27 protein-coding genes are annotated in these 25993 nt (G+C 54.0%); 10 read left to right on the top strand and 17 right to left on the bottom strand.

The features are described from left to right. Nucleotides 1-92: 92 nt before the first annotated feature. From ybaK to copA, 4 genes are all read right to left on the bottom strand, one after another. Nucleotides 93-572: a Cys-tRNA(Pro)/Cys-tRNA(Cys) deacylase YbaK gene (gene ybaK / locus NA389_RS08225; RefSeq protein ID WP_000186618.1), complete on the bottom strand. Its 480-nt coding sequence runs from the start codon at nucleotides 570-572 to the stop codon at nucleotides 93-95. A gap of 201 nt (nucleotides 573-773) precedes the next feature. Next, nucleotides 774-1568, bottom strand: coding sequence for a TraB/GumN family protein (locus tag NA389_RS08220; RefSeq protein ID WP_000421868.1), 795 nt, complete (start codon nucleotides 1566-1568; stop codon nucleotides 774-776). An 85-nt stretch (nucleotides 1569-1653) separates the two neighbouring features. Continuing rightward, a complete protein-coding gene (locus NA389_RS08215; protein WP_000488535.1) occupies nucleotides 1654-2481 on the bottom strand; it encodes a lysozyme inhibitor LprI family protein in 828 nt (275 codons plus the stop codon). Nucleotides 2482-2759: 278 nt separating this feature from the next. Continuing rightward, nucleotides 2760-5261, bottom strand: a complete 2502-nt coding sequence (copA, locus tag NA389_RS08210; protein WP_000083921.1) for a copper-exporting P-type ATPase CopA — start codon at nucleotides 5259-5261, stop codon at nucleotides 2760-2762. Nucleotides 5262-5370: 109 nt separating this feature from the next. Here copA and cueR point away from each other — a divergent pair, with 109 nt between their 5' ends. Further along, a complete protein-coding gene (cueR, locus tag NA389_RS08205; protein WP_001026760.1) occupies nucleotides 5371-5787 on the top strand; it encodes a Cu(I)-responsive transcriptional regulator in 417 nt (138 codons plus the stop codon). Here cueR and NA389_RS08200 read toward each other — a convergent pair whose 3' ends face one another. After that, nucleotides 5788-6240 (bottom strand): NfeD family protein, encoded by a 453-nt coding sequence (locus NA389_RS08200; protein WP_000561177.1) that lies wholly within the window; start codon nucleotides 6238-6240, stop codon nucleotides 5788-5790. Beyond that, nucleotides 6237-7154, bottom strand: a complete 918-nt coding sequence (locus tag NA389_RS08195) for an SPFH domain-containing protein (RefSeq protein WP_000906146.1) — start codon at nucleotides 7152-7154, stop codon at nucleotides 6237-6239. Before NA389_RS08195 ends, NA389_RS08200 begins: the two co-directional genes overlap by 4 nt. A gap of 146 nt (nucleotides 7155-7300) precedes the next feature. Between NA389_RS08195 and fetA the strand changes: the two genes are divergently transcribed. Together fetA and fetB are read left to right on the top strand one after the other, a co-directional pair. Further along, complete coding sequence (gene fetA / locus NA389_RS08190; RefSeq protein ID WP_000140192.1) at nucleotides 7301-7978, top strand: iron efflux ABC transporter ATP-binding subunit FetA; 678 nt, start codon at nucleotides 7301-7303, stop codon at nucleotides 7976-7978. Next, nucleotides 7965-8744, top strand: a complete 780-nt coding sequence (gene fetB / locus NA389_RS08185; RefSeq protein ID WP_001002123.1) for an iron efflux ABC transporter permease subunit FetB — start codon at nucleotides 7965-7967, stop codon at nucleotides 8742-8744. Before fetA ends, fetB begins: the two co-directional genes overlap by 14 nt. Before the next feature lie 85 nt (nucleotides 8745-8829). Here fetB and cnoX read toward each other — a convergent pair whose 3' ends face one another. The 3 genes from cnoX to tesA form a co-directional block, all read right to left on the bottom strand. After that, a complete protein-coding gene (gene cnoX, locus NA389_RS08180) occupies nucleotides 8830-9684 on the bottom strand; it encodes a chaperedoxin (RefSeq protein ID WP_000116066.1) in 855 nt (284 codons plus the stop codon). A gap of 59 nt (nucleotides 9685-9743) precedes the next feature. Then, nucleotides 9744-10514: an SDR family oxidoreductase gene (locus NA389_RS08175; protein ID WP_001172804.1), complete on the bottom strand. Its 771-nt coding sequence runs from the start codon at nucleotides 10512-10514 to the stop codon at nucleotides 9744-9746. Nucleotides 10515-10668: 154 nt separating this feature from the next. Further along, on the bottom strand, nucleotides 10669-11283 hold the full coding sequence (gene tesA / locus NA389_RS08170) for a multifunctional acyl-CoA thioesterase I/protease I/lysophospholipase L1 (RefSeq protein WP_001010574.1): 615 nt from the start codon (nucleotides 11281-11283) through the stop codon (nucleotides 10669-10671). On the opposite strand from tesA, the gene ybbA reads away from it, so the two are divergent. The 6 genes from ybbA (at nucleotide 11254) to NA389_RS08140 (ending at nucleotide 18462) form a co-directional block, all read left to right on the top strand. Further along, nucleotides 11254-11940 (top strand): putative ABC transporter ATP-binding protein YbbA, encoded by a 687-nt coding sequence (gene ybbA / locus NA389_RS08165; protein ID WP_001110598.1) that lies wholly within the window; start codon nucleotides 11254-11256, stop codon nucleotides 11938-11940. The genes tesA and ybbA overlap by 30 nt on opposite strands. Next, entirely contained in the window at nucleotides 11937-14351 is a 2415-nt protein-coding gene (gene ybbP / locus NA389_RS08160) for a putative ABC transporter permease subunit YbbP (RefSeq protein ID WP_000561754.1), read from the top strand. The genes ybbA and ybbP overlap by 4 nt, the downstream gene beginning before the upstream one ends. 185 nt (nucleotides 14352-14536) lie before the next feature. Next, nucleotides 14537-15670, top strand: a complete 1134-nt coding sequence (locus NA389_RS08155; RefSeq protein ID WP_000152866.1) for a porin — start codon at nucleotides 14537-14539, stop codon at nucleotides 15668-15670. A 256-nt stretch (nucleotides 15671-15926) separates the two neighbouring features. Further along, nucleotides 15927-16757 (top strand): MetQ/NlpA family ABC transporter substrate-binding protein, encoded by an 831-nt coding sequence (locus tag NA389_RS08150; protein WP_000524317.1) that lies wholly within the window; start codon nucleotides 15927-15929, stop codon nucleotides 16755-16757. A 36-nt stretch (nucleotides 16758-16793) separates the two neighbouring features. After that, nucleotides 16794-17810, top strand: a complete 1017-nt coding sequence (gene sfbB, locus NA389_RS08145; RefSeq protein ID WP_000569662.1) for a virulence-associated ABC transporter ATP-binding protein SfbB — start codon at nucleotides 16794-16796, stop codon at nucleotides 17808-17810. Next, nucleotides 17803-18462, top strand: a complete 660-nt coding sequence (locus tag NA389_RS08140) for a methionine ABC transporter permease (RefSeq protein ID WP_000342247.1) — start codon at nucleotides 17803-17805, stop codon at nucleotides 18460-18462. The genes sfbB and NA389_RS08140 overlap by 8 nt, the downstream gene beginning before the upstream one ends. 38 nt (nucleotides 18463-18500) lie before the next feature. Here NA389_RS08140 and mnmH read toward each other — a convergent pair whose 3' ends face one another. From mnmH to ppiB, 5 genes are all read right to left on the bottom strand, one after another. Continuing rightward, complete coding sequence (mnmH, locus tag NA389_RS08135) at nucleotides 18501-19586, bottom strand: tRNA 2-selenouridine(34) synthase MnmH (RefSeq protein WP_000997744.1); 1086 nt, start codon at nucleotides 19584-19586, stop codon at nucleotides 18501-18503. A 95-nt stretch (nucleotides 19587-19681) separates the two neighbouring features. Beyond that, nucleotides 19682-20749: a 5-(carboxyamino)imidazole ribonucleotide synthase gene (gene purK, locus NA389_RS08130; RefSeq protein WP_000815600.1), complete on the bottom strand. Its 1068-nt coding sequence runs from the start codon at nucleotides 20747-20749 to the stop codon at nucleotides 19682-19684. Further along, nucleotides 20746-21255 (bottom strand): 5-(carboxyamino)imidazole ribonucleotide mutase, encoded by a 510-nt coding sequence (gene purE / locus NA389_RS08125; RefSeq protein ID WP_000098742.1) that lies wholly within the window; start codon nucleotides 21253-21255, stop codon nucleotides 20746-20748. The genes purK and purE overlap by 4 nt, the downstream gene beginning before the upstream one ends. 117 nt (nucleotides 21256-21372) lie before the next feature. Beyond that, nucleotides 21373-22095: a UDP-2,3-diacylglucosamine diphosphatase gene (gene lpxH / locus NA389_RS08120; RefSeq protein ID WP_000212284.1), complete on the bottom strand. Its 723-nt coding sequence runs from the start codon at nucleotides 22093-22095 to the stop codon at nucleotides 21373-21375. 2 nt (nucleotides 22096-22097) lie between these two features. Continuing rightward, nucleotides 22098-22592 (bottom strand): peptidylprolyl isomerase B, encoded by a 495-nt coding sequence (gene ppiB / locus NA389_RS08115; RefSeq protein ID WP_000255991.1) that lies wholly within the window; start codon nucleotides 22590-22592, stop codon nucleotides 22098-22100. Between the two features lie 172 nt (nucleotides 22593-22764). Between ppiB and cysS the strand changes: the two genes are divergently transcribed. After that, nucleotides 22765-24150 carry a cysteine--tRNA ligase gene (cysS, locus tag NA389_RS08110; RefSeq protein WP_000912375.1) on the top strand — a complete coding sequence of 462 codons (1386 nt, stop codon included), beginning with the start codon at nucleotides 22765-22767 and terminating at the stop codon, nucleotides 24148-24150. A 43-nt stretch (nucleotides 24151-24193) separates the two neighbouring features. On the opposite strand, the gene NA389_RS08105 is transcribed toward cysS, so the two are convergent. Genes NA389_RS08105 through NA389_RS08095 form a run of 3 tightly spaced genes read right to left on the bottom strand, consistent with a single transcriptional unit; the run spans nucleotide 24194 to nucleotide 25990 of the window. Then, nucleotides 24194-25018, bottom strand: a complete 825-nt coding sequence (locus NA389_RS08105; RefSeq protein WP_000819112.1) for a DUF2145 domain-containing protein — start codon at nucleotides 25016-25018, stop codon at nucleotides 24194-24196. Next, the gene (locus tag NA389_RS08100) at nucleotides 25015-25452 is read right to left on the bottom strand and encodes an STM0539 family protein (protein ID WP_001038576.1); all 438 of its coding nucleotides are present in this window, start codon (nucleotides 25450-25452) and stop codon (nucleotides 25015-25017) included. The genes NA389_RS08105 and NA389_RS08100 overlap by 4 nt, the downstream gene beginning before the upstream one ends. Continuing rightward, on the bottom strand, nucleotides 25445-25990 hold the full coding sequence (locus tag NA389_RS08095) for a metal-dependent hydrolase (protein ID WP_001143505.1): 546 nt from the start codon (nucleotides 25988-25990) through the stop codon (nucleotides 25445-25447). Before NA389_RS08095 ends, NA389_RS08100 begins: the two co-directional genes overlap by 8 nt. Nucleotides 25991-25993: the final 3 nt, after the last annotated feature.

Below are 25993 nucleotides of genomic sequence, written 5' to 3'. Positions count from 1 at the left end.
GATGGCGCGCAGCCTTAAGGCCTACGGATTCTGTATGCTGTAGGCCGGATAAGGCGTTTGCGCCGCTATCCGGCAATGTATTTTACGCAGGCTTAATCCCGACGCGCGATATCAGCGAATTTAGCACCCAGTATGGCGGCCAAATCGTCAGCCGCCAGTTCAATATCCAGCCCGCGTTTACCACCGGAAACATAAATAGTGGCAAACGTGCGGGCTGGCGCGTCAATCAGCGTGGGCAGCCGTTTCTTCTGTCCCAGCGGACTGATCCCGCCGACCAGATATCCCGTGGTGCGTTGCGCCACCATCGGGTCGGCCATATCGACCTTTTTCGCGCCCAGAGCTTTGGCGACTTTTTTCAAATCCAGCTGCCCGGCTACAGGCGTCACGGCGACGGCCAGTTGCTTCATATCGCCATTCACGGCAACCAAAAGCGTTTTATACACCTGATCGGCGTTTAGCCCGAGCTTACGCACCACTTCATCGCCAAAGTTAGTTTCATTCGGATCGTGATCGTAGGTGTGAATGTTAAACGGAATCTTATTCTTTTCGAGTAACTTAACTGCGGGTGTCATAACGTTCCTTCTTACTACAGACGTGATTTGCCATCAGCATACGCCCGAAAGCGGACTAAAAAATAGTATAATCTTGTGCATTAGGTCTTGGCAGTTGCGGCAACTTTGAGCGACAATCTGAAGATCCGAAGCGAAAGCGTCGGGATAATAATAACGATGAAATTCCTCTTTGACGGGCCAATAGCGATATTGGCCATTTTTTTATTTCAATATTTGCGGTAGGTTGCCTTCGCCGTACAGATGTAGCGCCCCTACGGCTACCACGTAGCGTCCCGGCGGCAGTGCCAGCAGCGCGTCGCGCCAGGCTTCATTGCGTTTCACCATCAGTACATCATACAGCGGTTGGCTAAACGTTCTGGGGAGCGAAGCGCCGACGCTGGTCGGCGGCTGTTCAAGCCACCAGCCGATCATCACCTGCAAAAGCCGTGCGTTGGTGTGCCAGTGCGTCAGCGTGTCGTCGAGCAGCGCCATCCCGCCATCGGGCAGATCGCATAGTAGTTCGAGCTGGTGTTTCGCCCCTTCCAGCTCTTGCACCGGCAGCGACACTTCGCGGGCAGCCTGTAATAGCTGATAATCAATGCCATAGTCCGGGCGCAATCCCAGCCGTTGCGACTGCGTGGCCTGTAGCACCATAGCTATCTGCCATAAAGGTTGATTATCAAAATGGATCAGCGGCATACCCAACTCGCTGACCCGTTTTTCCAGTGCGCTTAGCTGCCCGGCGCTGAGACGTTCGACCAACGGCGGACATTTGGGGAGATTGCTGAATGGCGTTTCGTTACCGGAAATATCCGCTTCAACGACCAGCGCGTCGGCCTGGCGTAGCTTTTTCACCAGCTTTGCTGGAAGAGGAGCCATATCGCGCGTCCCCATATGAATACTGCCAACCAGATGCAGATGACGACCGCCGGGCAGGGAGAGATCGATAGCAGGCCAACTATTTGAGGTACCACGCAGCGCGCGCCATAAACGTTTAAGTTGATTTAATAGCTCCATACGCGCTCCCTTTGAAAAAGCTCATGCTAGCGCGTTGGAGAAAAGGGCGCAATGCGCCCTGACGGGACGTCAACGATCGGTCGGGTTATTCGCTGCCGTCGAGATAGGCCGTTCTGGCGATGGTCATTTCAAGCTGGCATTTATAAATACTGATGCGCTTTTCAGCAGGTAAGGCCTCGGATTTTGCATCGCTAAGTTTGCCGCACTGCTGCTCTTTTTTTGTCACCCAGACTCGCTGCTCTTGTTTTAATGCCGTTCGGGCAGAGGCGGGTAGTGAATTCCAGACCTGATTAAGCTCGCGATCTCTACTCTCAAATTTCTTTGCTGCGATTTCAATCAGTGAGCTATTTTTTTTCTTTATGAGGTTATCACCAGATACCGTCATTCTTGCCATTACATAAATAGACCACGTCAATTTATAAATTTTTTTCACAGGGGTGACGACAATATCTTTGTTGTTGTCAGCAAGCTGGATATTGTAGTTAACCTCTTTCCAGGTCATCGTATTATTTATTACCTGGCTGTTTTCTTGTGAAATATAGGATAGAGTATCTGGTAAGTCTTTCATTAATTTAAGAAATGGCTGAGGAATACCTATGGTGACGGTAGCCGAGCAAGTTCGTAGGTTAGCATTTTCTGGTTGAGGGTTCTGCGTTATTACATCACTGAATTGAACAGGAATAGCCCGGAGTTGCTGCTCGTACTGAGTCTGGGGGATATCGAAGAAAAGCGTGGAGGGCGCTTTAATATAGCTTTGCTGTAAACGACCTAATGCTTCATTATAGATCCACTCTTTTGCCGCCGTGACTGCATTATCGTTGCCGCATTTTAACTCTGGACTGGAATCAAATAATCCTGCATAACTAACTGCGGGAGAAAGCAGGAAAAGAAGAGTAACTGCTTTTCTAAACATAAATAACACATCCTTATGATTCAAAAAAACATTATAAAATGTTGTTTTTTATTTTTCTATAGGATGTGAGGTTAAATTTTTATATATTGATACGGTAAATTACTGATGGCTTAATAATATATCAGGCAGCTGATGCTGCCTGATATATACCCTTCATACTTCAAGTTGCTTATGTGTTGGCTACGCTCGCTCACCCCAGTCACATAGTTATCTATGCTCCTGGGGACTCACTCCCTTGCCGCCTTTAAGCAACTCGAATTATTTTGGGTATAGACTTTTTACGCTTTCGGTTTAAAGCGCAATAGCCGGTTGGCATTGCTCACGACGGTAATGGAAGACAGCGCCATTGCCGCACCCGCTACTACCGGGTTTAACAAGGTACCGGTAAACGGCCACAGAATACCGGCGGCCACCGGGATACCAATGCTGTTGTAGATAAATGCGCCAAGCAGGTTTTGCTTCATATTGCGCAACGTCGCGCGCGAAATGGCCAGCGCATCCGCCACGCCCATCAGACTATGGCGCATCAGCGTAATCGCCGCGGTTTCAATCGCCACATCGCTGCCGCCGCCCATCGCGATACCGACGTCCGCCTGCGCCAGCGCGGGCGCATCGTTGATACCATCGCCGACCATCGCAACCTGACGACCCTGGCTTTGCAGACGTTTAATCGCATCGGCTTTGCCATCCGGCAGAACGCCCGCAATGACTTCGTCAATACCCGCTTCTTTGGCAATCGCGTTAGCCGTCGTTGGGTTATCCCCGGTGAGCATTACCAGACGGTATCCGGCGTTGTGCAGGCGTTCAAGCGCGGCAATACTATCGCTGCGCAATGGATCGCGTACCGCCAGTAACGCCGCCGCTTTACCGTCAATCGCCAGCAGGACCGGAGTCGAGCCTTGCGAGGCCTGCGCGGTGATTTCCGCCGTCATATCATCCGTGGCGACGTGCTGTTCGTTCAGCAACGCCTGGTTCCCCAGAAGCAGTTGATGGCCTTCCGCTTCACCGCTGACGCCCAGTCCGCGCAGAGTTCTGAAACCGTTCACCTGCGGCAGTTTATCGTCGCCGGCTTTTTCCAGAATCGCATGGGCCAGCGGGTGGCTGGAGCCTTGTTCGAGCGCGGCTGCCAGACGTAATGCCTGAGCTTCCTCAACGCCGTTAAAGGTTTTTACCGCCACCACTTGCGGCTTGCCTTCCGTCAGCGTCCCGGTTTTATCAAAAACGAGGGTATCCAACGTACTGGCGCGTTGCAGGGCATCGGCGTCGCGTACCAGCACGCCGAATTCGGCAGCGCGGCCTACGCCGGAAATAATCGACATTGGCGTCGCCAGGCCTAATGCGCAAGGGCAGGCGATAATCAGTACGGTGGTGGCGATGACCAGCGTATAAACAATTTGCGGCGCCGGCCCGAAGAAATACCAGATAGCGGCGCTGAACAGCGCAATGGCCACGACTACGGGAACGAATACCGCAGAGATTTTATCGGCCAGTTGGCCAATTTCCGGTTTACTGCTTTGCGCCTGGCGTACCATGCGAATAATGCGTGACAGCGTGGTATGACTGCCCACCGCGCTGGCGCGGAACAGGACGCTGCCGTCCTGGACGACGGTACCGGCATGAACGCTGTCGCCTTCGCCTTTTTGCTGCGGAATGGGTTCGCCGGTCAGCATGGCTTCATCAAGCCAGGCTTCGCCCTGGGTAATTTCGCCATCCACCGGCACGCGATCGCCGGTAGTGAGCCGCAGTAGCATCCCTGGCTGAACGTCCGCCAACGGGACGCTTTTTTCGCCGTCTTCTGTCACGACGCGTGCGGTGGGCGGGGTGAGATCGAGTAATTTTTCCAGCGCTTTTGAGGAACGCTGACGGGCGCGCGCTTCCAGCATGTGTCCGAGATTAATCAGACCGATAATCATCGCGCTGGCTTCGTAATAAAGGTGCCGCGCTTCCATCGGGAACCACTGCGGCCACAGGTTGACGCTCATGGAGTAGAGCCAGGCGACCCCGGTGCCGAGCGCCACCAGCGTATCCATCGTCGCCGTGCCGTTCAGCAGGCTTTTCCACGCGTTACGGTAAAAATGACCGCCCGCAAAGACCATCACCGCAAGCGTGATCAGGCCAATAGCCAGCCACAGGCTGCGGTTGTCGCCGGTCACCATCATGTTATCGCCGATCATCCCCCAGACCATGACCGGTATACCGACCGACAGAGCGACGATGGCCTGCCAGCGAAAACGTTTCATGGTGGCGATGGCGGTTTCCTGCTGGCGCTCGCGGCGTTTGATGTCATCTTCAATCGCCTCTGCGCCGTAGCCGGCTTTTTCCACCGCCTGCACTAAATCAGCGGCGGACGCGCTGCCCATCACCAGCGCAGTGCGTTCCGCCAGGTTTACCCGTGCCTGCGTGACGCCCGGTACGCTTTGTAGCGCATGTTGTACGCGGGTGACACAACTGGCGCAGCTCATGCCGCTTAACAGCAACTGTTGGCTTTCTTCATCGGCCGTCGCTACCGGAAGCTCATGAGGAACCGCTGCCAGTGCTTCCGACGGGATTGATGACTCCGTCAGCGGTTTAGCCTTTGGGTGGCTTAACGTCGCGCCATACCCGGCTTGTTTGATGGTTTCAATTAACGCGTCCGCACTGGCGGTACCGGTAACGTGCGCTTCGGTTACGGTGACGTCCGCCAGCTCAACATCCGGACGTTGTTCAAGACTTTCTTTCACGCGTTTAACGCAATGACCGCAGGACAAACCGTCCAGGGTCAGGTCGATAGTTTGAGACATAGTAAAAACTCCTTTATGATTGGTCATCAATTCATTGACCTTAGTAATCGTAGTGACTCACTGTGATAAAGGTTAAACCTTCCAGCAAGGTTAAGGTCAAGGGGGAAATATGAATATTAGCGATGTGGCGAAAAAAACCGGTTTAACCAGCAAAGCCATTCGGTTTTATGAAGAGAAAGGGCTGGTGACGCCGCCATTACGTAGCGAAAATGGTTATCGCACCTACACGCAGAAGCATTTAAACGAGCTGACGTTGCTGCGACAGGCGAGGCAGGTGGGGTTTAATCTGGAAGAGTGTGGCGAACTGGTCAATCTGTTTAACGATCCGCGACGCCATAGCGCAGATGTGAAAAAGCGGACGCTGGAAAAGGTCGCGGAGATCGAGCGCCATATCAGCGAGCTGCAATCAATGCGCGATCAATTGCTGGCGCTGGCGGAGAGTTGTCCCGGCGATGACAGCGCCGACTGCCCGATTATTGATAATCTTTCCGGCTGCTGTCATCACAAGGCGCAAAAGCCACGTTGATTAAACGGCGCGAATGCGTAGGGTGATGCCTTCCACGGCGATCACTTCGACATGCGTACCTGCGCGCAGGTCTTCGTCAGCGCATACCGGCCACGAGCTGTCGCCGACACGCATATGACCCCGTCCGTTCACTAACGCGGCATCAAGCATAAACCGGCGGCCTACCAGTTGTTGTCCGCGTTGGTTAAGGCGGCTGTCGGTCGGCTTTTGTTCCCGCACGCGACGCGCCAGCCAGCGCCACCAAAGCCAGGCCGCCAGTAACGTTAAGGCCGCAAACAGCACGCCCTGCCATTCCCAGCCGAGCGGTAAGAGCCAGACGGTTAAGCCGGTAATCACTGCCGCCACGCCGCTCCACAGCAAATAGCCGTTACCGCCGAGCATTTCCGCAGCCAACAACAGGCCGCCGAGGCTAAGCCAGAAGATATGCGGATGCACCAGAATCATCGCTATCATGCTTTTTTCCGTTCGCTGGCGCTGTCCTTAACCAGCTCGCTGATCCCGGCGATAGCGCCCATCAGACTGCTGGCATCCAGCGGCATCATGACCACTTTGCTGTTATTCGCCGAGCCGATTTGCTGTAACGCTTCGGTGTATTTCTGCGCCACGAAGTAGTTTATCGCCTGAATATCCCCGGCGGCGATGGCTTCAGACACCATCTGCGTAGCGCGGGCTTCCGCTTCGGCGGAACGTTCGCGGGCTTCCGCCTGCAGGAAAGCGGACTGACGTTCGCCTTCGGCTTTCAGAATCTGCGACTGTTTTTCCCCCTCGGCTTTCAGTATTTCCGCCTGACGTACCCCTTCGGCCTCAAGGATATAGGCGCGTTTGGTACGTTCCGCTTTCATCTGGGCGTTCATCGAGGAGATCAATTCCGCGGGCGGGCGGACATCGCGAATTTCGATACGGGTAACTTTAATTCCCCACGGATTGGTGGCTTCATCGACAATATGCAGCAGCCGCGTGTTGATGCTGTCGCGCTGGGAGAGCATTTCATCCAGCTCCATCGAACCGAGCACCGTACGGATATTGGTCATGGTCAGGTTAATGATCGCCAGTTCCAGGTTACTGACTTCATAAGCGGCGCGCGGTGCATCGATAACCTGAATAAAACAGACCGCATCGATAGTGACGTTGGCGTTATCTTTTGAGATCACCTCCTGCGACGGAATATCCAGCACCTGCTCCATCATATTGATCTTGCGGCCAATTCTGTCCATAAATGGTACAACAAGGCTTAATCCCGGCTGCAGGGTTTTGGTGTAACGTCCAAAGCGCTCCACCGTCCACTGGTATCCCTGCGGAACGATTTTGACGCCCGCGCCGACGATCACCAGCGCGACGAAAATGAGAATAGGGATAAGAATGAGCATAGCTAAACCTCCTGTTGCGTTGTCCATAAACCGATTTTGCTGACGAATTAAGCGAATTATACCTGATTCAGTAAAGCATGTTCCCCCCTTATTAATTACAGGGATACACTATCGCTATAAAAATATGAACAACGGATGCGCAATAAATGACAGAACGTAGCATGTTGCTTGAGTTAAAGCAGGTCGGTTACCGGACTGCGACGACAAAAATAGTGAATAACATCAGTTTTACGCTGCAACGCGGCGAATTTAAGTTAATTACCGGTCCTTCTGGCTGCGGAAAAAGTACGTTGTTGAAAATGGTGGCCTCGTTAATAAGCCCTGATATCGGCGTGATTCTTTTTGAGGGGCAGGATATTACTACTCTGAGTCCGGAAGCCTATCGCCAGCAGGTTTCTTATTGCGCTCAGACGCCAGCGCTATTTGGCGATACGGTTTACGATAACCTGATTTTTCCCTGGCAAATTCGCCATCAGCGCCCGCAGCCGACAGCCTTCGCAGACGATCTGGCGCGTTTTGAACTGCCGGAGACGATTCTGCAAAAACCGATTGCCGCACTTTCCGGCGGGGAAAAACAGCGTATTGCTCTAATTCGTAATCTACAGTTTCTGCCGAAAATACTGTTACTCGACGAAATAACCAGCGCGCTGGATGAACATAACAAACGGAATGTGAATGATATTATTCATCGCTATGTTCGCGATAAGCAGGTCGCTGTCTTGTGGGTAACGCATGATAAAGATGAAATTCAACACGCGGATAAGGTGATAACGTTAACGCCATCTGCCGGAGAGATGCAGGAGGCGCGTTATGAACGAGCATAATATTACCAATACCTCGCTGGCGTTATCGATGCTGCTGGTGGTGGTCGCGATGCTCATCAGTCACAAGGAAAAGCTGGCGCTGGAAAAAGATATTCTGTGGAGCGTATGCCGGGCGGTGATACAGCTCATTATTGTCGGCTATGTACTGAAATACATCTTTGGCGTTAATCATGCCGCCCTGACGCTACTGATGGTGCTGTTCATCTGTTTTAACGCCGCATGGAACGCGCAAAAGCGCAGTAAATATATCGATAAGGCATTTCTCTCCTCGTTTATCGCCATCACCGTCGGCGCCGGACTAACGCTGACGGTACTGATGCTTACCGGTTCGATTGAATTTGCGCCGATGCAGGTGATTCCCATCGCTGGCATGGTCGCCGGCAATGCGATGGTGGCGGTAGGACTGTGCTACAACCAACTGGGGCTGCGTTTTCACAGCGAGCAGCAGCAAATCCAGGAAAAGTTAAGTTTGGGCGCAACGCCGAAAATGGCCTCCGCCGGGCTTATCCGCGATAGTATCCGCGCATCGCTTATCCCGACGATCGACTCGGCAAAGACCGTTGGGCTGGTGAGCCTGCCGGGGATGATGTCCGGGCTGATTTTTGCCGGGATCGATCCGGTAAAAGCGATTAAATATCAAATTATGGTAACGTTTATGCTGTTGTCGACAGCCAGCCTGTCTACCATCATTGCCTGCTATTTAACCTACCGGAAGTTCTATAATTCGCGTCATCAGTTGGTAGTGATGCCGCTCAAGAAATCATGATAGTGGCCGGATGATGGCGCAAGCGCCTTATCCGGCCTGAGGACGACAGGTAGGCCAGATAAGCGCGCCATCAGGCAAGAGAGGATTAATACAGTAGCGCGTACAACTGGCGGCGGTATTTCGACGCCAGCGCGTCGCCGGTGCCGAGCGCGGCAAGGATCTCCTGGAAGGTTTTGCGCGTTTGTCCCTCGGCGGCGGCAAGATCTTTTCTCAGATGGCTGAACAGCAATTCCAGCGCTTCTTCATTACGTCCGACCTGGTGCAACTGCAACGCCAGTTGCGTTGCCAAAGCCGCATCCTGCGGATTCTCCGCGACTTGCTGCTGAAGTTGCTGAATTTCCGGCGTATCCGCCGCCTGTTTAAGCAGTTCGATCTGCGCAACCAGCCCCTGATAACGGGTATCCTGATCCTGTAGCGGGATAGTTTTTAACACCGCTTCGGCCTCTTCAGAGCGGTTCAGCGCAATTTGCGCTTCCGCCAGTAACAGGCCAATCTCACTGTTCTGCGAAGAGAGCTGCCAGGCGTCTTTGAGCAACGGCAGCGCGTCAACATAGTTGCCCTCCTGCATTAACTGCATCGCTTGTTGCGCTTTTAGCTCTTCTTCACGCGGCAGTACTTTATCCAGCAGAGCGCGGATCGCCTCTTCCGGCTGCGGTCCCTGGAAACCATCGACCGGTTGGCCATTCTGGAACAGATAGACTGTCGGGATGGCGCGCAGACCAAACTGAGCGGCGATCATCTGTTCGGCGTCGCAGTCCAGCTTTGCCAGAATAAACTGACCGTGGTACTGGGCAGCCAGACTTTCCAGCACTGGCGTTAATTGCAGACAGTGTTGGCTGCGTTCAGACCAGAAATAGAACAGTACCGGCGTGGTCATGGACTGCTCTAAGGTCTGCTGCAGGTTGGATTCATTAATATTGACAATGTTCTGTACGGACATGGCGTCGCTCTCTTTTGTCTGTGTCACGTTTACATGGGGGCTGACGGGCGCGCTTCAACTCAGCTTTGTAAAATTTTATCCAGCATCCGGCCCGGCAATAGGCGTTTCAGCGCCATCACTGCCCAGGTGACCAGCGTAACGGGATAGCGCAGCCTGGGTTTATCGCTTGCAAAAGCATGACGCACTTTCGCTACTACCGCGTCAGGATCGCGGGTGAAACGTGCGGCGATGCCGGGATTTTCTACCGGTTTATCACGCTGCGTCTGGTTAACGTTATCCGTAAAACGGGTACGAATTGGTCCCGGTTCTATCAGACTCACTTTAATGCCTGTGTGCCGTAGCTCCATACGTAGCGCGTCAGACCAGGCTTCGAGCGCATATTTGCTGGCGGCGTAAGCGCCGCGCCCTGGGGTGGAAATCAGCCCCATCACCGATGAGGTCATCACAATGCGTCCTTCGCCATGCGGCAACATGGCGGGAAGTAAGCGCATAGTAAGCTGATGCGCGCCGAAGAAATTACTGGAAAACTGTTGCTCCATCTGCTCACGGCTGATGGTGGAAAGGGGGCCATACACGCCGTAGCCGGCATTGTTAAAGATCCCATACAGACGATTATCGGTCAGGGCGATCACTTCATCGGCGGCACGATCCACGCTTTCAGGGGAGTCGAGATCGATCAACACGCCGGTAAATCCCATACTGTTCATCCGGGCGACATCATCAGGTTTGCGGCAGCCCGCCAGGATTTGAAAGCCCTGGCGTTTAAGTTCAAGCGCGCTGTCCAGACCGATTCCGCTGGAACATCCTGTTATTAAGACCGATTTTTGCATAACTTTACCTGTCAGGATCTCCGTTGATTTAAGAGTCGTGGTTAACTATATCCGTCATACTTCAAGTTGCCTGTGCGTTCGTTTACTCCAGTCACATAGGTATCTATGCTCCTGGACATTCTCTTACGTGCCGCCTTCATGCAACTCGAATTATTCAGGAGAGAAAAGGGGTCAACTGCTTCGCCATCCAGTCGGCAATAAACGGCTGGGCGTCGCGGTTGGGATGAATGCCGTCATCCTGCATCCACTGCGGTTTCAGATATACCTCTTCCATAAAAAACGGTAACAGAGGAATATCGAACTCTTTGGCGAGCTTAGGATAAATGGCGCTAAAGGATTCATTATAACGGCGACCGTAGTTAGCGGGCAGATGAATTTGCATCAGTAACGGTTGGGCATCGGCGGCTTTCACCGTCTGAATGATTTTACGTAGCGTCTGTTCGGTTTGCGCAGGCGCAAAACCGCGTAGGCCATCGTTGCCGCCAAGCTCCACCACTACCCAGCGCGGGTGATGCTGTTGCAACAGTGCCGGCAAACGCGCCAGTCCCTGCTGCGAGGTATCTCCGCTTATACTGGCATTAACGACCGACGTTTTGTTTTGCCATTTATCATTAAGGAGCGACGGCCATGCCGCGCTGGCGGCCATACGGTAACCGGCGCTGAGGCTATCGCCCAGAATTAATAAGGTGTCTGCGGCGGCGGCACGGAAAGTTAACAGGATCAAAAACAGGAAGGGCAAATGCCAGCGGAAAACAGTGTTGAAGTTCATCGTCTCAGGAAGTCCGTCGGTCAGGGTGAGCATGAGCTTTCCATCCTTACCGGAGTTGAACTGGTTGTCAAACGCGGCGAAACCATTGCGCTGATTGGCGAATCAGGATCGGGAAAATCTACGCTGCTGGCGATTCTCGCCGGACTGGATGACGGCAGTAGCGGAGAGGTCAGTCTGGTCGGGAAACCGCTTCACCAGATGGACGAAGAGGCGCGGGCGCAGCTTCGCGCTCAGCATGTCGGTTTTGTTTTTCAATCCTTCATGCTTATTCCTACGCTTAACGCGCTGGAAAACGTTGAGCTACCGGCCCTGCTACGCGGTGAAAACAGCGGTCAGAGTAAGGCGGGGGCGAAAGCGCTGCTCGAACAACTGGGACTGGGAAAACGGCTTGACCACCTTCCGGCACAGCTTTCTGGCGGCGAACAGCAGCGCGTAGCGCTGGCGCGCGCGTTTAACGGGCGTCCTGATGTGCTGTTTGCCGATGAGCCGACGGGCAACCTTGACCGTCAGACCGGAGATAAAATCGCCGACCTGCTATTTTCGCTTAACCGCGAACACGGCACCACGCTGATTCTGGTGACGCACGACCCGGCGCTGGCGGCGCGCTGCGACCGGCGGCTGCGGTTGGTCAACGGTCAGTTACAGGAGGAGGCATGATAGCTCGCTGGTTCTGGCGCGAATGGCGCTCGCCGTCGCTGATTATTGTCTGGCTGGCGTTGAGCCTGGCGGTGGCCTGCGTACTGGCGCTCGGCAGTATCAGCGACCGGATGGAAAAAGGGTTAAGTCAGCAAAGCCGCGATTTTATGGCAGGCGATCGGACGCTGCAAAGTTCGCGGGAGGTACCGAAAGCCTGGCTTGAAGAGGCGCGTAAACGCGGTCTTAACGTGGGCGAGCAGTTAACCTTTGCGACCATGACGTTTGCCGGCGATACGCCGCAACTGGCCAGCGTGAAGGCGGTAGATAGCGTTTATCCGATGTACGGCGAATTGCAAACCCGTCCTGACGGAGTGAAACCGCAGCCGGGTAGCGTACTGCTGGCGCCGCGTCTGATGGCGCTGCTTAATTTGAAAACGGGCGATACCATTGATGTCGGCGACGTGACCTTGCGTATTGCCGGTGAAGTGGTGCAGGAGCCGGATTCCGGGTTTAACCCTTTTCAGATGGCGCCGCGTCTGATGATGAATATGGCCGATGTGGCAAAAACCGGTGCGATACAGCCGGGGAGTCGCGTGATGTGGAGGTATAAATTCGGCGGAACGCCGCAACAGCTTGCTGGCTATGAAAGCTGGCTGTTACCGCAGCTTAAACCGGAACATCGCTGGTACGGACTGGAGCAGGATGACGGGGCATTGGGGAAATCGCTCGAACGTTCGCAGCAGTTTTTGCTGCTTTCGGCGTTATTAACGCTACTGCTGGCGGTAGCTGCCGTCGCGGTGGCGATGAGCCATTACTGCCGTAGCCGCTACGATCTGGTAGCGATTTTAAAAACGTTGGGCGCGGGCCGGGCCCAGTTGCGTAAACTTATCATCGGACAGTGGTTGATGGTGCTGGGGCTTTCCGCCGTCACGGGAGGCGCGATTGGGTTACTGTTTGAAAACATATTGCTGGTGCTGCTAAAACCGGTATTGCCCGCCGATTTGCCGCCCGCCAGCCTGTGGCCCTGGCTGTGGGCGCTGGGTGCGATGACGGTCATCTCTCTGCTGGTCGGTTTACGACCTTATCGATTGTTGCTGGCGACCCAGCCGCTACGGGTGCTGCGCCGCGATGTTGTCGCTCGCGTCTGGCCGTTAAAAATTTATTTGCCTGTCGCCTGCGCCGTCGTGGTGGCGCTGCTCGCCGGATTGATGGGCGGAAGTATGCTGTTGTGGGCGGTTCTGGCGGGTGCAGTGATACTGGCGCTGCTGTGCGGTCTGGTGGGCTGGATGCTGCTTAACGTGCTGCGCGGCATGACGTTGACGTCGCTACCGCTGCGTCTGGCCGTCAGCCGACTTCTGCGTCAGCCGTGGTCAACGTTGAGTCAGCTTTCGGCGTTTTCGCTTTCGTTTATGCTGCTGGCGCTCTTGCTGGTGCTGCGCGGCGACCTCCTTGATCGCTGGCAACAGCAGCTCCCGCCGGAAAGCCCGAACTATTTCCTTATCAATATTGCTTCAGAGCAGGTCGCGCCGCTGAAAGCCTTTTTGGCGGAACATCAGGTGATTCCGCAGACGTTTTATCCGATTGTGCGGGCGCGGTTAACCAGGATAAATGGTAATCCGACGGAAGGTCAGCAGGATGAGTCGCTCAACCGTGAACTGAATTTGACCTGGCAGGATACGCGCCCGGCGCATAATCCGCTGGTCGCCGGTCACTGGCCGCCAAAACCGGGCGAAGTCTCTATGGAAGAGGGGCTGGCGAAGCGGTTGAACGTCAAACTCGGCGATAGCGTAACCTTTATGGGCGATACCCAGGCATTTAGCGCTAAAGTCACCAGCCTGCGTCAAGTGGACTGGGAAAGCCTGCGTCCCAACTTTTTCTTCATTTTTCCTTCCGGGGCGCTGGACGGGCAACCACAAAGCTGGTTGACCAGTTTTCGCTGGGAGAATGGCAACGGCATGTTAACGCAGCTTAACCGCGAGTTTCCTACCGTCAGCCTGTTAGATATCGGGGCGATCCTGAAACAGGTGGGACAGGTGCTGGAGCAGGTCAGCCGGGCGCTGGAGGTGATGGTTGTGCTAGTCACCCTCTGCGGCATGTTGCTATTACTGGCTCAGGTGCAGGTCGGGATGCGTCAGCGTCATCAGGAGCTGGTGGTGTGGCGCACGTTAGGAGCCGGAAAGAAACTGTTGCGTACCACACTCTGGTGCGAATTCGCCATGCTGGGATTAGTTGCCGGGCTGGTCGCCGCGATTGGCGCGGAAACGGCGCTGGCGATCTTACAAATCAACGTTTTTGATTTCCCCTGGGAGCCGGACTGGCGTTTATGGGGCGTACTGCCGTTTTGCGGCGCGCTGCTGCTTTCCGTATGCGGCGGCTGGCTTGGCGTTCGTTTGCTGAAAGGCAAAGCGCTATTCCGCCAGTTTAGCGGATGATTCATGATGTGAATAATTTCGCGCCGGTTTTTAAAACGGCGCGTACTTTTTTAGTCGCACAAATTGATAACTCCTTGATTTTTAGTAGCACAAATCATTAAAAAATACACAACACGTAAGGTTTTATAACAGTTATTATTTGCCTGCTAAATGATTTGGATTGGCTATCTATCAAGGAAAATATAATGACAATTAAAATAACAGCGTTGGCGGCATCGATCGGCGCGGCAGTGGCTTTCATGCCTTTCGCTACTCAGGCGGAAATCACCGTTTTAAAACAAGATCCCCAGGCGGGTAATCCACTCAGCCGACTCAATTTCACCGTTGGCGGGAGTATTCGTCCGCAGTTCCAGAATATGACCGGCAATGACGGCGCGAACGGTTATAAACGTAATGGTTTTGATGGCGGGACGCGTTTCCGCTTCGCCGCGGATTACTATCTGTTTGATGATATCAGTTGGATTAGCTATTACGAGCTGGGCGTCAATATCCCTGCGGTATTTGACTGGGATAACCATTATGCGAAGGGCGCGACTGATACCACTCGCCGTATGCTGTATACCGGCTTCAAGAGCGCGACGTGGGGAACGCTGACCTTCGGTCAACAGAACAGCATTTATTACGATGTGGTGGGCGCAAAAACCGATATCTGGGATTACGACATGATAGGTCAGGCGCCGGGCAACGGGATTAACGGCGACTACGATGGTTCTTATCGCACGCGTAAATCATTGAAGTATAAGAAAAGCATTGGTAATGTCGATCTCTACGCGTCTTATCTGTTCAGCGACGATTATAATGCCAATAACGGCCTGAATTACAAACGTAAAGGCGGCGGTTCTTTAGGCGCGGATTACCATCTCACCGACGATCTGACCTGGGGGACGGCATGGAACTATACCCGTGCGGAGATGCGCGGCAACGGCAATAAAACTTACGATCAAAATATTGTCGGTACCGCGTTAAGCTGGACGCCGGAAAACTGGACTATCGCCGCAGGCGGCGGTTGGTATCAGAACTTTATGACGACCAAAAAAGTGTCTGTGAATGATTACTTTGCCGGCGATGCGTGGGGTCTGGAATATTTTGTCGGTTACGCTTTCCCGATTGGTCAGTATGCCGTGAAAGCTATTCAACCGTACTTTATGGGCGACCGCATTGAATATGTGAATGGCCGCGACTATCTGCGCACCGATAACGGCGTGGGGATCACCTTCCAACTAGATTATGGTTTCCGCGTTGATTATGAACATGTTTTCACCTCCAGCACTGACAATCTGGGCGATATGAACCTGGTGCGTCTGCGTTACGATTTCTAAAGCGTTTTCCTCTGCCGGATGTTGGCGTTAAGACCTCTTATCCGGCATTTCCCTTTACGCCATTCCCGCCTGACACACGCCTGAGCGCCTGCCTCGTACATTTAACGACACACCAGGAAACATCATGAAATAATTTCAAGGACAGCAGGCTGTGATCTGTGTCATGTTAAGAAATAGCCTTTCGTTTGGGCCAAAACAGACGATGCCGCATGAACGGCATCCGGCACAGCATCACACTATTTAAAATGGAGAAATTATGGGATTGCGTCAGAGTTTACGCATTGCGGCCAGCACGCTATTACTGGCCTGCGGATTACAGTTTGCCCATGCCGATAGTTCCCCGCAAACGATCGTATTTGGCGTCGCGCCAGGGCCGTATGGCGACATGGTGAAGCAGGCGATTGCGCCGACATTAAAAGAAAAAGGGTATAAGGTCGTGGTGCGCGAGTTTAGCGACTATGTCCAGCCCAATATGGCGTTAGCTAACGGCAGCATTGACGCCAACCTCTTTCAACATACCCTCTATTTTGACAAATTCACCGCTGACAAAGGGTTGAAGCTCAGCAAACTTATTGTGGTACCGACCGCCGGGATGGGCTTCTATTCACGTAAAATCAACAGTCTGGATGCGCTTAAAAAAGGGGACATTATTACCCTCTCCAACGATCCGACCAACCTGGCGCGCGGCCTTCGCTTCCTGCAATCGTTGGGGCTGATCACGATTAAGGACAATATCGATCCGACCAAAGCCTCTGAACGAGATATCGCCAGCAATCCAAAAGGACTGGTTTTCAAACCGCTGGAAGCCGCACAGCTACCGCGCACGCTGGATGGCGTGACCGGCGCGCTGGTTAACGGGAACTTTGCGGTGGCGGCAGGACTCGATCTCTCCAGCGCGATTAAGCAGGAACACCTGGATGAGAATCTGAAAAATATCATTGCGGTACGCAGTGAAGATGCCGATAAGCCGTTTGCCAAAGATATTGTCGAGGCGGTGAAATCGCCGGCTTATCGCGCGGTCATCGACGATCCAAAGAATATTTATAGCGCCTTCCAGAAACCGGAATGGATGACCGCGACACCCTGATCGCAGCGGTGGCCATCCCCAATTTCTGAGGTGAATATGATTGAAATAGAAAAAGTCTGCGTCGATTTTACCGCCGGTCGCGGTACCCCCACGCGCGCGGTGGATGATGTGAGCCTGCATATCGCCGCGGGCGAGATTTTTGGCATTGTTGGTACCAGCGGCGCAGGAAAAAGCACTCTGCTGCGTACCCTGAACGCCTTAACGCGTCCCAGCCAGGGGCGCGTCAACGTCAACGGCGTGGAAATCTCGGCGCTGGACGGAAAAGCGTTACGCCAGGCGCGGCAGCGTATTGGTATGATTTTCCAGCATTTTAACTTAATGCATACCCGGACAGTGGCGCAAAACGTTGCGTTTAGCCTGAAAGCGGCTGGCTGGGAACGCAGCAAAATCGCGCCGCGGGTGGCGGAAATTTTAACGCTGGTGGGCCTTGCCGATAAAGCGAACCGTTTTCCGGTACAGCTCAGCGGCGGGCAAAAACAGCGGGTGGGGATAGCCCGCGCCATCGCTAACCATCCGGATGTGTTGCTATGTGACGAACCGACTTCCGCTCTGGATCTGGAAACTTCCGCCACGATTCTGGCCCTGCTCAGACAGATCAACGCACAGCTCGGGATTACTATTGTGCTGATCACCCATGAAATGAACGTGATCAAATCTATTTGCGATCGCGTGGCGGTGATGTCGGGCGGTAAGGTTGTGGAATCGGGCGAGGTGTTTGATGTGTTTGCCCACCCGCAACACGCTTTCACACAGCAACTGGTGTCTCATACCCTTAATTTGACCCTGCCGGAACGTTTACGGGAACACCTGCCCGGGCAGTTGCTGAAAATTTTGTTTATCGGCGATTCGGCGGAGCAGCCGGTACTGTCGGAGGTGGCGATCACGTTTGGCGTCGCGGTCAATATCCTGCATGGCAAGATTGAATATATCGGCGAACGCGCGTTGGGCATTCTGGTGGTGCAATTAACCGCGCCGCATAATCCAACGGCGGTGGCCGCCGCCGTGGAGCATATCCGTCAACGTACCGCACAGGTGGAGGTGATCCGTGGATGATTTATTGCCGGATTTAACGCTGGCGTTCAATGAAACTTTCCAGATGTTGAGTATTTCAACGGTGCTGGCGATTCTTGGCGGTCTACCGCTCGGTTTTCTGATTTTTGTCACCGATCGTCATCTGTTCTGGCAGAACCGTTTTATTTATCTCGTCGCCTCGGTTCTGGTGAATATTATCCGCTCGGTGCCATTTGTTATTTTACTGGTGCTGTTACTGCCGCTAACGCAGCTTTTGCTGGGTAATACGATTGGCCCGATTGCAGCCTCCGTCCCGCTGTCGGTGGCCGCAATCGCGTTTTATGCACGCCTGGTAGATAGCGCGCTCCGTGAAGTTGATAAAGGGATTATTGAGGCGGCGCTGGCATTCGGCGCTAGTCCGATGCGTATTATCTGTACCGTACTGTTGCCGGAAGCCAGCGCAGGGCTGCTGCGCGGCCTGACGATTACATTGGTAAGCTTAATCGGCTACTCGGCGATGGCCGGGATTGTCGGCGGCGGCGGGGTAGGCGACCTGGCGATTCGCTATGGCTACTACCGTTACGAAACCGAAGTGATGGTTGTTACCGTAGTGGCGCTGATTGTGCTGGTTCAGGTCGTTCAGATGCTGGGCGACTGGCTGGCAAAACGTGCCGACAAGCGCGACAGACACTAAGCCGGCTCAATGTAGCGTCAGCCGGCAATAAAAATAAGCTATTGCGCTTTTAGCCAGTTGGCAACGTCTTGCCATGTGCCGCGAAAAACGATATTCGCGGCTTTTTTCTCCAGTTGATAGCGATACATTGGGTCGTAATATTCGTTAAGTAGCGGAACCAGCCATGCCATATGGCCGCCGGTGCTGCCGCTGGATAATTGCTCCGCCAGCGCCCTATCCAGCGTGTCCGTCAGTTCGGCAAAGCGTTGCAACCCCAGACGGCGGCGAATAGCGAACAGTCCATGATGAAGATATTCACTATACGCCTGCCAACCGGCTTCATCGCCGTAGGCGTGGGTGAAGTCGTGATGCATACGGATGAAATACTCTTCACGCAGTCGTTCCAGACGAAGCGAAAACGGATCTTCCACTACCGCAATAGGGGCCTGCACCATTCTTTCGCGTAAACACTCAGGCAGATGGTTGGCGCCGATCGTTCGCCCTTCATCTTCCAGTACCCACCTTTTTAGCGTCTGACGCGCGTTAATTTTCAGCAATTCAACGGCAAGTTTGTTTTCAAAACTGGCCTGGCTGAGCTGGGGTTTCAGCGTGCGGCCAAAAGAGGAGCCGCGATGACGCGCGAGACCTTCCAGATCCACGCCGTTGGGCTGTTGTCGCACCAGTTGCGTTTTGCCGCTGCCCGTACAGCCGCCAATTAAAAGTATCGGTTTTTGCGCCAGTTGCCAGGTCGCCTGAATTGCTGTCTGACGCAGCGCTTTATAGCCGCCTTCAATAAGCGGGCAGTCAATCCCTGTTTCTTGCAGCCAACGTTGTACGATATGTGACCGCTGACCGCCGCGCGCGCAGCACAGATACCCATTGGGGAAACGTTGATACGCGGCTTTCCAGGCCTCAAGCCGCTGCTGGCGAATGTCGCCGCAAACCAGCCGATGCCCCAACGCTAACGCCGCATCCGCGCCCTGACGTTTGTAGCAGGTGCCGACGGCGGCTCGCTCGTCGTCCATCATCAATGGCAGGTTGATGGCGCCCGGCATGGCGCCCTGTTCAAACTCAATCGGCGCGCGTACATCAATTAAAGGCGTATCGGCAAGGAGGAGCGCGCGATAGTCCGTTCCATCGTTCATGTGTAATCCCGAAAAACAAAACAGCAATAGCGAGATTTTACGCGCTGAGGGAGGAGCCGGGAAAGGGGAAGATCATTCTCCCGGCATTTTATGTGTTATTTAAGCTTACTTTGCGCCCAGATAATGCCGCTGGCGTATTCGCCCGGCAGGAGCGGAGAGAGCGCTTCCAGGGTGGCGCTAAGACGTGACGTATCGCTGTCGGTCAGATTCAGATGGCCGACTTTTCGCCCCGGGCGTACCGCTTTATCATACCAGTGCAGATGTACCAGCGGCAGCTTCAGCCAGTCGTAATTCAGCTCGCTGCCGATCAGATTGATCATCACCGACGGGGCGTTAATCACTGGCGCGGGCAACGGCAGGCCGGTAATCGCGCGCAAATGCAATTCAAACTGACTGATGCTGGCGCCATTTTGCGTCCAGTGTCCGCTGTTATGCACGCGCGGCGCCAGTTCATTGATTAACAGGCCTTCCGGCGTGATAAAACATTCCATCGCCATTACGCCGACGTAGTTCAGCGCCTGCATAATTGCTGACAGCATTAATTCCGCCTGCTCCTGCTGTTCGGCGTTCGCCTGTGGGAACGCGACGCTGGTCCGCAAGATGCCGTCCTGATGCAAATTGTGCGTCAGCGGGTAAAACACGGTACTGCCGTCATGAGCGCGCGCGCCGACTAACGACACTTCGCCGGAAAAATGGATGCCGCGCTCAACAATACATTCGCCATAGCAGTCATCCGGCAGTTGCCCGGTTTCGTCCGCGCGTAGACGCCACTGCCCGCGACCGTCGTAGCCGCCAACGCGACGCTTAATAATCGCCAGTTCGCCCAGACGGTCAAAGATGCCGGACCACTCGTCGGCGCTGGTCAGCAGCTGCCACGGCGCGGTCGCGAGTCCCAGTTTATCGAAAAGCTGTTTTTGTGTCAGACGGTCGGCGATGATCGGAAATACATCGCGATTGACGAATGCCGGGTGGCGTGCCAGCTCGCGGGTAAGCGCGGTTTCCGGCCAGCGCTCAATCTCTGCGGTAATGACGCTCTGCTGTACCGGAACAGCAGTAGGCTCTGCATCCAGACCAACCGGCCAGACGGCGATACCCAGCGGTTCGCCCGCCTGGCGCAGCATTCGGCCCAGTTGTCCGTTGCCGAGAACGCAAACTTGCTTCATAGCGTCCCCCGCGGATCGGGGTTTTCCAGAACTTCATCGGTTTGCGCTTTGCGCCAGTCAGCGATGCGCTGATGCAGTTCCGCGTCGTGTTGCGCCAGAATCTGCGCGGCGAGCAGGGCGGCGTTAGCGGCACCGGCTTTACCGATCGCCAGTGTACCCACCGGAATGCCGCGCGGCATCTGCACAATGGAGTAAAGGCTATCCACGCCGCTTAGCGCAGCGCTTTGTACCGGCACGCCGAGTACCGGGACCAGCGTTTTTGCCGCAATCATTCCCGGCAGGTGCGCCGCGCCGCCCGCGCCGGCAATAATCACTTGATATCCGTTCTCTTCCGCCGTTTCGGCGAAGCTGAACAGCTTATCGGGGGTGCGATGAGCGGAAACCACTTCTACATGGTGCGGGACATCCAGAATTTCAAAAATTTCGGCGGTGAATTGCATGGTAGCCCAGTCGCTTTTGGACCCCATCACGATGGCGACACGCGCCGGATTATTGCGGGAAGACATGCGTCTTAAAACTCCTGTGGTGCGGGACACGCTGCTTTTGAGGTGTCAGAGAATAGCATGATAATCAGGCAAGGAAAACGGTTGCGTGTGCGCCGTAACGGACGATTCGACGAACATTTACAGGGGGAAGGCGATTAACTCCACGTTGTCCGGCGTGACTTTTACCATTGAACCTTCATGATGCCATGCGCCTAACACCACGCGGAATGCGGGCTGGTCGTTGGCGGAAAGTTCATGCACTGCCGGGCGGTGGGTGTGACCGTGAATCAGCCACTGTACGCGGTGTTTTTCCATTTCGGCGACGACGGTCTGCGCATTGACGTCCATAATATCCAGCGATTTGCTGCTGTTGGCGGCTTTACTGCCGGCGCGCATTCTGGCGGCGATACGGCGGCGGATAAACAGCGGCAGGGTAAGGAATAGTCGTTGAACCCACGGATTATGGACTTTGGCGCGAAACGCCTGATATCCGGCATCATCGGTACAAAGCGTATCGCCGTGCATAATCAACACGTTGCGGCCATACAGGTCGAGCACCTTTTCCTGCGGCAGTAGAATCATGCCGCTTTCGCGGGCAAATCGCTTGCCAATCAGGAAATCACGGTTACCGTGAATAAAGAAGCAGGGGACGCCGGAATCAACCAGCGATTTAATGGCAACGGCCATTTCACGATGTAGCGGGTTGGGGTCGTCGTCGCCAATCCAGGCTTCGAAGAGATCGCCAAGAATATACAGCGCGTCGGCCTGACGGGCTTCTACGGCTAAAAAACGCAGAAAACCGGCGACGATCGCCGGTTCTTCCGTTTGCAGATGCAAGTCTGCAATAAACAGTGTCGCCACGATTACTCGCTGACGGTCACGTTTTCAATGATGACGTCTTCTTTTGGTACGTCCTGGTGCATACCGCTACGCCCAGTGGCGACGCCTTTGATTTTATCTACTACGTCCATACCTTCTACGACTTCCGCAAAGACGCAGTAGCCCCAGCCTTGCAGACTTTCGCCGGAGAAGTTCAGGAAGTCGTTGTCTGCCACGTTGATGAAGAATTGCGCGGTAGCCGAGTGTGGCGCCTGAGTACGCGCCATTGCCAGCGTACCACGGGTATTTTTCAGACCATTGTTGGCTTCGTTTTTGATCGCCTCTTTGGTGGCTTTCTGTTTCATGCCCGGCTCAAAGCCGCCGCCCTGAATCATAAAACCGTTAATCACACGGTGGAAAATGGTGTTGTTGTAAAAACCTTCGCGGCAGTAGTCCAGGAAGTTTTTAACTGTTTCAGGCGCTTTATCATCAAAGGTTTTGATTACGATATCGCCGTGATTAGTGTGGAAAGTAACCATTTTTGCATCCTGTTCCAAGAGAGTGGTGCTTTAGCCCGCAATGGGGCACATATAGGGGCTTGTTATAGCATAACCGTAAGCTGCGATCACCTTGCAAAGTGTGCTGCTTCGATTACGAATAATATGTATCATACGGAGATTATTACCCACACACGTCTATACGGAATCTTCGATGTTAAAAATTTTTAATACACTGACGCGCCAAAAAGAGGAATTCAAACCCATTCATGCCGGGGAAGTCGGCATGTACGTGTGTGGTATCACCGTTTACGATCTCTGCCACATTGGCCACGGACGCACGTTTGTCGCTTTTGACGTTGTCGCGCGCTATTTGCGTTTTCTCGGTTATAAGCTGAAGTATGTGCGTAACATTACCGATATCGACGATAAAATTATTAAACGCGCCAATGAAAATGGCGAAAGTTTTGTCGCGCTGGTCGACAGAATGATTGCGGAAATGCATCAGGACTTTGACGCGCTGAATATTCTGCGTCCGGACAGCGAGCCGCGTGCGACGCACCATATTCAGGAAATTATCGAGCTCACCCGCACCTTAATCGAGAAAGGGCACGCCTATGTGGCGGATAACGGCGATGTGATGTTCGATGTACCGACCGATCCGACTTATGGGCAGCTTTCCCGTCAGGATCTTGAGCAGCTTCAGGCGGGCGCGCGCGTGGATGTCGTTGATGTGAAGCGTAACCCGATGGATTTCGTGCTGTGGAAAATGTCGAAAGAGGGCGAGCCGAGCTGGCCGTCGCCGTGGGGCGAAGGGCGTCCGGGCTGGCACATTGAATGTTCGGCAATGAACTGCAAGCAGTTGGGCAACCATTTTGATATTCACGGCGGCGGTTCTGATCTGATGTTCCCGCACCATGAAAACGAGATTGCCCAGTCTACCTGCGCGCATGACGGCGAATACGTCAACTACTGGATGCACTCCGGTATGGTGATGGTGGATCGCGAGAAGATGTCCAAATCGCTGGGCAACTTCTTTACCGTGCGCGACGTGCTGAAATACTACGATGCGGAAACCGTGCGCTACTTCCTGATGTCCGGGCATTACCGTAGCCAACTGAACTACAGCGAAGAGAACCTCAAGCAGGCGCGCGCCTCGCTGGAGCGGCTATACACTGCATTGCGTGGAACGGATAAATCAGCGGCCCCGGCGGGCGGCGAGGCGTTTGAAGCGCGTTTCGTGGAGGCGATGAATGACGATTTCAATACGCCGGAAGCCTACTCCGTCCTGTTTGATATGGCGCGTGAAGTCAACCGTCTGAAGGGCGAAGATATGGCCGCCGCGAATGCGATGGCGTCTCATCTGCGGAAGATTTCCGGCGTGCTGGGACTGCTGGAGCAGGAGCCGGATGTTTTCCTGCAAAGCGGCGCGCAGGCGGATGACGGTGAAGTTGCGGAAATTGAAGCCTTGATTCAACAGCGTCTGGATGCCCGTAAAGCGAAAGACTGGGCGGCGGCGGACGCGGCGCGCGATCGTCTCGCTGAAATGGGTATTATTCTGGAAGATGGCCCGCAGGGCACCACCTGGCGGCGTAAGTAAGCGCTTTTACAGGCCGCTCTATTTGCATAGAACGGCCTGTTTTTTATTTTTTCGCGCCGGGCGAAAGATAAACACACACTGACTCCCCCAGATTCTGATGTTCACACTTGGGTATTGCCCGGCTGTAACGGGCAATAAAGCGGATGACGCTGTCGCCGCTGTTTAGCCCCACATTTCCTTTTCGCAGCAATTCTGCTGGCTGATCGTCGGTGAAAACGTTAGGGGTGAACAGTTTTGCGCCTAATCGTTCAAAAGTGCCAGCACTAACGATAGAGGGTTGATAACCCTGAAGCTGCAACCAGCGGCGGGCATCATTACGTGACCAAATCTGCGCATCGTTTGCTCGCGCAAACACTTCGAGAAGCCAGCCATTCGAATTCTGATAAGGGCCGGAAAAAGGCCACGCAATCAGGTTGTAGCGGGGACTGTGGAAGAGATTGAGTTTGATAGCGCTATGTAAGAGCGTTTGTAATGCCGTCGCGATATCTGAACGCGGGCGCAAAACGGCAATGCTCTGATTCACCAGGTCATCAGCCAGAAACTCATACAGACCTTGTATATAGAGCGCTGATTCAGCGGTTCCGCAAGTATTCAGATTATGGTAAACCCGCCAGTCTCCGTTTGGCTGGCGCATGGCATAGCCAGCATGTGACCAGGTTAAATGTCGGCTCGACATATCTTGCCCCTGGCGAACCAGAATGACGACCGGATCGGGTTGACTGTTAAGCTGTTGTTTGAGTTGTAACGCCTGATCCATTGTCGCTGCGATGCTCTCCGGCGTGTTTGCTTTTTGGTGGCAGTTAGCACTGTCTGCATAAGCGTTGAGCGAGATTGCGCTGAGCCACAGGGCAAACGCGAATCGCTTCATTTGGCCGGTACCGTCTGGTTGCTGGAAAGTCCTGCGTCGTCCTGATTTACCATATGGGCAAGGACTTTGCCCTCTTTTTTCAAATAAGCGCCGGTGCCTTCCTGCGTTTTTTCCAGAGTGACTTTATCACCTGCTTTGAGGTTGCCTTCTTTGACGACATGTAGCGGAACTTGCATTTTAATGTCTTTGTTATCGGGAGACTTAGTGGTTATCAGCGCGGTTTTTTGCTTTTTATTTTCGACAACAGATCCAATGATCAGGTTGAGCGGCAGCAGTACGGGGGAGAGTATAATTCCGCTAACCAGTGCGGAACTGCCCACGCTGACAACCGCAGACGATGCCGCATACCAGCCAGTGGCAGACATTTCTTCGCTATAGCTGGCGTGGGAAAATGAGAAACAGACGACCGCGGCGGCGAATGTCATTTTATTCATATTGATTCCTTTTAATATGCGTTTTAAGTACCCATAGAAATAACACTAAAATACTTCCCGGCAACCACACCCACAGCAATTCTGAGAGAATGACCTGATGTCCATACGGCGTGATGTAGCTTGAAAGCGCGAACGGCGCGACTTTAATCACCTGCCAGGGCGCAAAAAAACGTTCATCTGACCACGGCCACAGCCAGCCGACGCCTTTACCACCCGTGGTTATCGAATCCAGCAGGCTGTGCGACAACAATGAAACGGTTAAAAACAGCCAGCAGCGCACCTGCCCAGCTCGAAACCATCGTCGTCCCGCGAGTACGCACAACAGGGGGAGGACGAATGCGAAAAGTAAAGAGTGGGTAAATCCGCGATGGCCGAAAACGTTGCCGTAGGCGATGCCAAATTTAAAGGCCAGCACGTCGGCATCGGGGAGCATCGCCAGCACAACACCGGCAAACAGCAGGCGAGGAGGGATAACTTTCAGGCCTAAGCCTGCGCCAAAACACAGGGGAACGGCGGCGTGGGTGATAACGGTAGGCATAGC

This window comes from Salmonella sp. NW645 (genome assembly GCF_051703725.1).
In the GTDB taxonomy this organism is placed as follows: Bacteria; Pseudomonadota; Gammaproteobacteria; order Enterobacterales; family Enterobacteriaceae; genus Salmonella; species Salmonella enterica.
This window is presented reverse-complemented; position numbering and strand designations above follow the sequence as displayed.

Coding starts and splice junctions, on each gene's coding strand:
- fetA (WP_000140192.1), top strand. CDS start 7,301: ATGACAGAACGTAGCATGTTGCTTGAGTTAAAGCAGGTCGGTTACCGG.
- mnmH (WP_000997744.1), bottom strand. CDS start 19,586: ATGAACGATGGAACGGACTATCGCGCGCTCCTCCTTGCCGATACGCCT.
- ybaK (WP_000186618.1), bottom strand. CDS start 572: ATGACACCCGCAGTTAAGTTACTCGAAAAGAATAAGATTCCGTTTAAC.
- purE (WP_000098742.1), bottom strand. CDS start 21,255: ATGTCTTCCCGCAATAATCCGGCGCGTGTCGCCATCGTGATGGGGTCC.
- NA389_RS08220 (WP_000421868.1), bottom strand. CDS start 1,568: ATGGAGCTATTAAATCAACTTAAACGTTTATGGCGCGCGCTGCGTGGT.
- NA389_RS08095 (WP_001143505.1), bottom strand. CDS start 25,990: ATGCCTACCGTTATCACCCACGCCGCCGTTCCCCTGTGTTTTGGCGCA.
- NA389_RS08200 (WP_000561177.1), bottom strand. CDS start 6,240: ATGATAGCGATGATTCTGGTGCATCCGCATATCTTCTGGCTTAGCCTC.
- sfbB (WP_000569662.1), top strand. CDS start 16,794: ATGATTGAAATAGAAAAAGTCTGCGTCGATTTTACCGCCGGTCGCGGT.
- NA389_RS08150 (WP_000524317.1), top strand. CDS start 15,927: ATGGGATTGCGTCAGAGTTTACGCATTGCGGCCAGCACGCTATTACTG.
- cysS (WP_000912375.1), top strand. CDS start 22,765: ATGTTAAAAATTTTTAATACACTGACGCGCCAAAAAGAGGAATTCAAA.
- NA389_RS08195 (WP_000906146.1), bottom strand. CDS start 7,154: ATGCTCATTCTTATCCCTATTCTCATTTTCGTCGCGCTGGTGATCGTC.
- ybbA (WP_001110598.1), top strand. CDS start 11,254: ATGCCAGCGGAAAACAGTGTTGAAGTTCATCGTCTCAGGAAGTCCGTC.
- ybbP (WP_000561754.1), top strand. CDS start 11,937: ATGATAGCTCGCTGGTTCTGGCGCGAATGGCGCTCGCCGTCGCTGATT.
- NA389_RS08105 (WP_000819112.1), bottom strand. CDS start 25,018: ATGAAGCGATTCGCGTTTGCCCTGTGGCTCAGCGCAATCTCGCTCAAC.
- NA389_RS08215 (WP_000488535.1), bottom strand. CDS start 2,481: ATGTTTAGAAAAGCAGTTACTCTTCTTTTCCTGCTTTCTCCCGCAGTT.
- purK (WP_000815600.1), bottom strand. CDS start 20,749: ATGAAGCAAGTTTGCGTTCTCGGCAACGGACAACTGGGCCGAATGCTG.
- cueR (WP_001026760.1), top strand. CDS start 5,371: ATGAATATTAGCGATGTGGCGAAAAAAACCGGTTTAACCAGCAAAGCC.
- copA (WP_000083921.1), bottom strand. CDS start 5,261: ATGTCTCAAACTATCGACCTGACCCTGGACGGTTTGTCCTGCGGTCAT.
- NA389_RS08155 (WP_000152866.1), top strand. CDS start 14,537: ATGACAATTAAAATAACAGCGTTGGCGGCATCGATCGGCGCGGCAGTG.
- fetB (WP_001002123.1), top strand. CDS start 7,965: ATGAACGAGCATAATATTACCAATACCTCGCTGGCGTTATCGATGCTG.
- NA389_RS08100 (WP_001038576.1), bottom strand. CDS start 25,452: ATGAATAAAATGACATTCGCCGCCGCGGTCGTCTGTTTCTCATTTTCC.
- tesA (WP_001010574.1), bottom strand. CDS start 11,283: ATGAACTTCAACACTGTTTTCCGCTGGCATTTGCCCTTCCTGTTTTTG.
- cnoX (WP_000116066.1), bottom strand. CDS start 9,684: ATGTCCGTACAGAACATTGTCAATATTAATGAATCCAACCTGCAGCAG.
- ppiB (WP_000255991.1), bottom strand. CDS start 22,592: ATGGTTACTTTCCACACTAATCACGGCGATATCGTAATCAAAACCTTT.
- NA389_RS08175 (WP_001172804.1), bottom strand. CDS start 10,514: ATGCAAAAATCGGTCTTAATAACAGGATGTTCCAGCGGAATCGGTCTG.